The following is a 7,265-nucleotide window of genomic DNA, read 5'->3' on the forward strand; positions in this document are numbered from 1 at the left end:
CGGTCACTCCTCGGCCGATTCGGTCGGCACGCCGCCGAGGTTCCCCTCGTCGTCGAACAGCTTGGCGCGGAGGAAGCGCGCCCGGTACCGGTTCGCCCCCTCCTTCGTGTCCGCCTCGCGGATCTCGTCGGTCCGGCCGTCCGCGACCGCGTCGATGATGTCCTCGACCTGCTCCTTCTCGCTCGGGGTCAGGTCGAACTCGTACGTCCGCGGCTGCTCGCTCTCCAGTCGCGTCCACTTCCGCGCGGCCGACACCACGACTGAACACGGCTCGCGGCAGGGGAACGCGCCGTCGCCGCCGTCGACGTCGAGGTCCGTCTCGTCGTCGTACTGCCACTCGCGGCGCTTGAGACACTGCGAGTCGTCGCAACAGGCCTCCGCCACCCAGTTGACGTGCTCGTACCCCTCGCCGCGGTCCCACGTCTTCACGACGCCGTAGATGCCCGACTGGCGCTCCATCGTCTCGCGCCAGTGAGTCACGTCGAGCTCCCCCTCGCGCTCGCGGTGCCAGTTGGCGACGGTCGCGGGGTAGATCGTCTCGACCGCCTCGTAGAGGTCGCGCGGGCCGAGGTCGGGGAACACCCAGCCGCCAGCGAGCGACGGGGCCGTCTTGAGCGGGCGGTACCGCCCCTGTTCGTCGAACGTCACCAGATCGCGGTCGTTGAGCGGGTCGTCGTACGCGTCCAGATCGTCGACCGGGACGCCGGCGTCGTCGGCGTGGCGCACGTCGTAGCGGCGCTCCCCGCGGTCGGTGACCGTCGCCGTGATCTTCAGTTCGCCCCACGCGCGTTCGATGCCCTCGGCGAGCGCGGCGTACCGGGTCGCGACGGTATCGCCGTCCGCGTCCTCGATCCAGCGGAGGAACGCGCGACGCGGCCCGAACTCGCCGACGACGCGCTCGAAGGTGTACCAGTCGGTGACGGCCGCGGCGCGCTCGGAGAGCGCCTCGTGGAGCTCGCGCTCGCTCAGCCCGACCGGGCGGTCGCCGTCGGCGAGGACGTACTCGCCGGGGGCGTCCTCGACGGGAGCGTCCTCGTCGTCTTCGTCGGCGCCGCGCGCCACGCTGAACCCCTCGAACCGGACGGGCTCCCCCGGCTCGCGGTCGGCGAGCGCGTCGAGGACCGCGTCGAACGCCTCGCTCGGGAGGTCGATCTCTGGCGCGTCGGGCTCGCCACCGGCGTCTTCGGATCCGTCGTCGGCCGCGTCAGCCTCCGCGGAGGTCGGGTCGCTCACGCTCAGTCCCCCGTGGCGACGCGGGTAGTCTCTCGCACGTCGTCGAGCGCCGTCCCAAGGTCGGCGCCGGCGTCGTCGGCGCGCTCTAAGACCACGTCGGCCATGAGCGGCTCCGTCCCCACCGCGCCCGCGTACCAGATCCGCGTGCCGTCGACCGTCTCGGGCACGTCGTATCCCTCGGTGTGGTCCTCACAGAGGCCCACGTCCTCCGGGATGTCCTCCTGCGTGTGGTAGCCGTCGGCGATGAAGAGGGGAACTAAGACGACATCGTCGCTCTCGAAGTGCTCGGGGAGGTCGTCGACCTCCGGGTCCTCGTCCATGTACAGCGGCTTCACCTCGTCGAATCGGTCGCGCTCGGCGATCCGGTCGGCGTGGTACTCGATCGCCTTCGCCGAGTTCTCGTTGCGCTCGGTGCCGTGGCCGACGACCGCGAGGCCGAACCCGTCGCCCACGTCGGCGTCGTTCGTCACGGACTCCGCGCGGCGGACGATCACGTCGGTCATCGCGCGGTGGGTCCCCACCGGCCCGCAGTAGTGGACCTCCTCGTCGATGTCCTCGGCGACGAGCGTCGCCTGGTCCGCCGAGAGGCCGTCGGAGTCCCACTCCGAGACGTCCCAGCCGGCGAGGCGGAGCTCGCGGGGGATCACCTGCTCGGTGAAGTAGCCCTCCGAAATGAACAGCGGGACGACGTACACCTCGTCGCCCTCGACGGTGCGGAGCACCTCTCGGAAGTGCGGCTCCTCCTTCCAGAAGCCGGTGCGGACCTCGTCGAAGGCACCGGTGGCGCGGATCGTGTCGGCGTGGTCGTACGTCGGCGCGCTCGACTCGGGGTTGAGGTGCGAGCCGTGCGCGACGATGACGAGCGACTGCATACCCGTACTGGGGCCGCGCCGCTCTTAGGGACTTCGGAGGCTGCGGGAGTGCGAAAACGGTGCGACGCCGGGGTTCGGGGTCAACCCGCAAAGCGGCGTCGACCGCGCGACAGGCCGGAGCTGTCGTTGAACGCGCGTCAAGGCGGAGCCGGCCATCGACCGCGCGTCAAGGCGGAGCCGGCCATCGACCGCGCGTCAGGTCGAGTCGGTCGTCGGCACCGCGTCGAGCGCGGCCTCGACGATCCGGACCGCGTCCGGACCGTCGCGCCGCCCGACGACGCAGACGAGCGTATTCTCCGCGACGCCGGCGGCCGGGACCTCGATGTCCCGAACGGCCAACCGGCGGAGCGACGCCCCGAGCGCCGCGGCGTCGACATCGCCGGTCGCGACGATCGCCGTGCGGTCGCCCTCCGGAGCGACGGCCGCGTCGCCGACGCGGAGGAGCGGCTCGCCGGCGTCGCCCTCGGCCGCGCCGTCGGCCGCCGAGAGCCCGACCCCGCTGCGCATCGAGACGGTCGTCCCTCGCGATTCCGTCGCGTACGCGGGCAGGTCCTCGCGGAAGCGCCGGAGAGCGGCCGCGACCGCGTCCGGCTCGCCGTCGAGGGCGGCGGCCTCGGCGAGCCACGCGGCCGCGGCGCTGTGGTTCAGGAGGCCGGCGCGGAGCGCGTCGAAGACGAACGGCCGCGAGCGGACGGCCTCGCGGGTGTCGGCTGCCAGCGACATGGACCGACTTGCGCGCGCGTCGATCAAGCCGGTTTCGATCGCCGCGTCGTCAGGGTCGGTCCGGCGTCGTCCGCGGGGGCCGGCGGTCCCGCGCGGTCAGTCGTCGTCCTCGGCGGGGCTCGCCGACGCGGGCGGCACGGGGTCGGACTCCGGCCGGGGATCGTCCGCGGCGACCGGCTCGTCGGACCGCGACAGCCAGCGCAGGAACCCGCCCATGGCGACGAGACAGACGAGCGCGAACGGGGCGCCCGTGACGATCACCGACGACCGGAGCGCGGTCGCGCCGCCGACGACCACGAGCACGGAGGCGATCGCACCCTGGAGGATCCCCCAGAAGACCCGGTTCGCGCCCGACGGCTTCCGGCTGCCGCCGGTCGTGAGCATGCCGACCGCGAGCGTCGAGGAGTCGGCGGAGGTGAGGAAGAACGTCGTCACCAGCACTAAGAACAGCAGCTGCCACAGCTCGCCGCCGGGGAACGCCCCGAAGATGACGTAGCCGGAGACGCCGTCGCCGAACTCGCCGACCGCGCCGAGCACGTCGGCCGCGCCGGACTGCTGGATCCGGATCGACGTCCCCCCGACGACGGTGAACCACAGCGCCGAGACCGCGGTCATCGTCCCGAAGGCGGTGCCGACCACCGACCGGATCGTCCGGCCGCGGGAGATCCGCGCGAGGAACAGCCCGACGAACGGCGCCCACGCGATCCACCACGACCAGTAGAAGACGGTCCACGCCGCCGTCCAGCTCGCGCCGCCCTCCACGCCGCTCCCCGTGAACAGGCTCATCTCGAAGAAGGAGGTCGCGTACGTGCCGAGCGCCGCCACGCCGATGTTCAACACGTCGACCGTCGGCCCGGCGAGGAGCGCCACGCCGAGGAGCAGGGCCATGACCGCGATGTTGAACACGGACAGCCGTCGGATGCCGCGGCTCACGCCCGCGACGAGCGAGAGCGTGAAGAGGACGGTGATGCCGACGATGACGGCGACCGTCTCGGCGTCGCCGAACGCGACTCCGGTCCGGAACGTGACGCCGGTGAGCAGCTGGGTGGCGATGAAGCCGAGCCCGGTCGCGATCCCGCCGATGGTGGCGACGACAGCGAGGGTGTCGACCGTCCGGGCGACGAGGCCGTCGAGCCGGTCGGGGCCGAGGACGGGATACAGCGCGGTGGAGACGCGGAACGGAGCGTCGTGCCGGTAGGCGAAGTACGCGACCGGAATACCGATCGCGAGGTACCCGCCCCAGGCGCTGACGCCGTAGTGGAAGACCGTGTACGCGACCGCGGGCACCGCCGCCGCGCTCGACTCCGCGGCCACCTCGCCCGCGAACAGCGGCGGGACGGTCTGGTAGTGTAACAGCGCCTCCACGGGACCGAAGAAGACGATGCCAGCCGACAGCCCGGCCGAGAAGAACATCGCCACGTACGACGCCGTCCCGTACTCGGGGTCGCCCTCGCCGAGGCGGACGCGTCCGTAGCGACTGACGAGGAGGTAGCCGGCGGCCCCGACCAGCGCGAGCACCGTGCCGAGGTAGAGCCACGCGAGCCCCTGGCCGAACGTGACGAACGCCGCGTCGATCGCGGCGGCGGCGCCTTCCGTGTCGGCCGCCGTGTACGCGAGGAACGCGAACGTTGCCAGCGCGCCGGCGGCGAAGGGCACGGGATCGACCTCGGATCTGAACGAGCGTATCGACTCGACGACGGAGCGTCCATTCATAAACGAGTGGGTATCGATCAGCAGGGCCTCAACCGGATTAAACCTGTTTCCGAGTGCGTGTACGTCCGTTTTCGTCCGCGCACCGTGGTCGGGAATCGACGGCGGACCGTCACCGTCGTCGGCCGCGCCGATCCGGCGGCGCGCGGGCGGCAGAGATTCGTGTTGCCAGCCCGTATCCGCGGCCGTGAACCACGTCCCGAACGAGGCGCTGGCCGCGATCGACGCGTTCGGCGAGGGGCACCTCCGCGGCGACCCGCCGCCGGTCCGCGAGCGGCTGCGCTCGGACCTCCGGGTCCGGATCGAGGTCAACGACGACGGGCGAACGGCGCGGTGTCGGTTCGAGACGGAGTACACCCGGACGCCGCCGACGCTCCGCGACCGGGATTCGTTCCTCGTCACGTATGTGGACGGCGTCGACGAGCGCCTCCGCGAGTGGGGGATCGAGCCCCCGCCCGCGTACGAGTACCGCGAGACTGTCGACGGCACGCACCGGTACGAGGGGACGCTGACGCTGCCGTGACGCGGAGATCTCGGAACGCGACGGCGCGGCCTGATTATGCCGTCGTTAGCCGGACGGAACGGTGTGCTGCTCACGACCGCCTTCGTCTTCCACGTGGTCTCCGGCGCGCTGTGGACCGGCGCGACGCTGTACGTCGTCTACGCGACCCTGCCGCGGGCGACCGACGGGACGCTCGGCCGCGAGGCGTTCGTCGACGCTGCGTTGCTCGCCGGCGGGGTTCCGGGGTGACGCGGCGGCGAGAGCGAGATATATAAACGGCGTCGGATAGCCGAATTCGTCCCACCAAAGATCAATGCTAACTCTCCGCACGATCCGGGAAGAAACGGTCCGGTGTCGTGCGGTTTTCGACGGCGGCTCCCGACGGCGTCCGTCCGTGTCCGTCCGGCCGTCAACGAGACATTTATATAGAATCACAATCAATCAAACGCTGTATGAGTCAGCGAATGCAGCAGGGTCAGCCGATGATCATCATGGGCGATGACGCCCAGCGCGTCCAGGACAAGGACGCACAGGAGTACAATATCTCCGCGGCGCGCGGCGTCGCCGAGTCCGTCCGGTCGACGCTCGGACCGAAGGGGATGGACAAGATGCTCGTCAACTCGATGGGCGACGTCACCATCACCAACGACGGCGTCACCATCCTCCAGGAGATGGACATCGACAACCCGACCGCCGAGATGGTCGTCGAGGTCGCCGAGACCCAGGAGGACGAGGCCGGCGACGGGACGACCAGCGCGGTCGCCATCGCGGGCGAGCTGCTGAAGAACGCCGAGGACCTGCTTGAACAGGACATCCACCCGACAGCGGTGATCAAGGGGTTCAACCTCGCGAGCGAGTACGCCCGCGAGCAGGTCGACGAGGTCGCGACCGCGGTCGACCCCGACGACACTGAGACGCTCCAGAACGTCGCCGAGACGTCCATGACCGGCAAGGGCGCCGAGCTCGACAAGGACGTGCTCGCCGACCTCGTCGTCCGCGCTGTACAGGGCGTCACGGTCGAGGCCGACGACGGCTCCCACGTGGTCGACCTGGCGAACTTGAACATCGAGACGCGCACCGGTCGCGCGGCGGGCGAGTCCCGCCTGCTCACCGGTGCGGCGATCGACAAGGACCCGGTCCACGACGACATGCCGACCGACTTCGAGTCGGCGAACGTCCTGCTCCTCAACGACCCGATCGAGGTCGAGGAGGCCGACGTGGACACCTCCGTCAACGTCGACTCGCCGGACCAGCTCCAGAAGTTCCTCGATCAGGAGGAGGAGCAGCTCCGCGAGAAGGTCGACCAGATCGTCGACTCCGGCGCCGACGTCGTCTTCTGTCAGAAGGGCATCGACGACCTCGCGCAGCACTACCTCGCCAAGGAGGGCGTGCTGGCGGTCCGCCGCACGAAGAAGTCCGACCTGACGTTCCTGAAGAACGTCCTCGGTGCGCCGATCGTCACCGACCTCGACTCCCTCACCGCGGACGACCTCGCGGTCGGCTCGGTCGAGCGCGACGGCGACGAGGAGCTGTTCTACGTCGAGGGCGAGGACGCCCACGGCGTCACGCTCCTCCTGTACGGCACGACTGACCACGTTGTCGACGAGCTCGAACGCGGCATCCAGGACGCGCTCGACGTGGTCTCGACGACCGTCTCCGACGGGCGCACGCTGCCCGGCGGCGGCGCGGTCGAGGTCGAGATCGCGCGCCGCCTGCGCGACTACGCCGACTCCGTCGAGGGGCGCGAGCAGCTCGCGGTCGAGGCGTTCGCCGACTCCCTCGAACTGATCCCGCGCGTGCTCGCCGAGAACGCGGGCCTCGACGCGATCGACCTGCTGGTCGACCTCCGCGCGGCCCACGAGGCGGGCGACCAGCACGCCGGGCTCGACGTGTTCGCCGGCGAGGTCGTCGACACGGCCGAGGCGGGCGTCGTCGAGACGGCCCACGCGAAGGAGCAGGCGATCGCCTCCGCGGCCGAGGCGGCGAACCTGGTCCTGAAAATCGACGACATCATTTCGGCGGGCGACCTCTCGACGGCGGGCGGCGACGACGAGGGCGGCGCCCCCGGCGGCGGCATGGGCGGCATGGGCGGCATGGGCGGCGCGATGTGAAGTCGGCCGAGAACGTACTTCCACCGTTCCCACCGTTTCGTCCAACGAACGCTCCGTTTTCCCCCGTTTCAACCCAGACCCTCCGACACGCCGCACCAGGCGGCCGGGCCAGGG

The 7,265-nt window shown here is 70.9% G+C and carries 6 protein-coding genes and 1 pseudogene; 3 read left to right on the top strand and 4 right to left on the bottom strand.

Features of this window, described 5'->3' with window-relative positions; translation table 11 throughout:
- Positions 1 to 3: 3 nt before the first annotated feature.
- The 4 genes from B9G49_RS10305 to B9G49_RS10320 form a co-directional block, all read right to left on the bottom strand.
- Positions 4 to 1,233: a DR2241 family protein gene (locus B9G49_RS10305; protein ID WP_086216303.1), complete on the bottom strand. Its 1,230-nt coding sequence runs from the start codon at positions 1,231 to 1,233 to the stop codon at positions 4 to 6.
- A gap of 2 nt (positions 1,234 to 1,235) precedes the next feature.
- Positions 1,236 to 2,105 (bottom strand): CbiX/SirB N-terminal domain-containing protein, encoded by an 870-nt coding sequence (locus tag B9G49_RS10310; protein WP_086216304.1) that lies wholly within the window; start codon positions 2,103 to 2,105, stop codon positions 1,236 to 1,238.
- 195 nt (positions 2,106 to 2,300) lie between these two features.
- Entirely contained in the window at positions 2,301 to 2,828 is a 528-nt protein-coding gene (locus B9G49_RS10315; protein ID WP_049931427.1) for a hypothetical protein, read from the bottom strand.
- A 96-nt stretch (positions 2,829 to 2,924) separates the two neighbouring features.
- On the bottom strand, positions 2,925 to 4,541 hold the full coding sequence (locus B9G49_RS10320; protein WP_049931426.1) for a BCCT family transporter: 1,617 nt from the start codon (positions 4,539 to 4,541) through the stop codon (positions 2,925 to 2,927).
- A gap of 184 nt (positions 4,542 to 4,725) precedes the next feature.
- Here B9G49_RS10320 and B9G49_RS10325 point away from each other — a divergent pair, with 184 nt between their 5' ends.
- The 3 genes and pseudogenes from B9G49_RS10325 to thsB all read left to right on the top strand — a co-directional run bounded on the left by B9G49_RS10325 (position 4,726) and on the right by thsB (position 7,151).
- Positions 4,726 to 5,061: a hypothetical protein gene (locus B9G49_RS10325; protein ID WP_049931425.1), complete on the top strand. Its 336-nt coding sequence runs from the start codon at positions 4,726 to 4,728 to the stop codon at positions 5,059 to 5,061.
- A 63-nt stretch (positions 5,062 to 5,124) separates the two neighbouring features.
- Positions 5,125 to 5,262: pseudogene (locus B9G49_RS10330) on the top strand (copper resistance protein CopD); the annotation flags it as partial.
- Positions 5,263 to 5,504: 242 nt separating this feature from the next.
- Positions 5,505 to 7,151, top strand: a complete 1,647-nt coding sequence (thsB, locus tag B9G49_RS10335) for a thermosome subunit beta (RefSeq protein ID WP_049931518.1) — start codon at positions 5,505 to 5,507, stop codon at positions 7,149 to 7,151.
- The last annotated feature ends 114 nt before the right edge of the window (positions 7,152 to 7,265 follow it).

This window comes from Halorubrum sp. SD683 (assembly GCF_002135045.1).
Classification (GTDB): Archaea; Halobacteriota; Halobacteria; order Halobacteriales; family Haloferacaceae; genus Halorubrum; species Halorubrum ezzemoulense.

Coding starts and splice junctions, on each gene's coding strand:
- B9G49_RS10310 (WP_086216304.1), bottom strand. CDS start 2,105: ATGCAGTCGCTCGTCATCGTCGCGCACGGCTCGCACCTCAACCCCGAG.
- B9G49_RS10315 (WP_049931427.1), bottom strand. CDS start 2,828: ATGTCGCTGGCAGCCGACACCCGCGAGGCCGTCCGCTCGCGGCCGTTC.
- B9G49_RS10320 (WP_049931426.1), bottom strand. CDS start 4,541: ATGAATGGACGCTCCGTCGTCGAGTCGATACGCTCGTTCAGATCCGAG.
- thsB (WP_049931518.1), top strand. CDS start 5,505: ATGCAGCAGGGTCAGCCGATGATCATCATGGGCGATGACGCCCAGCGC.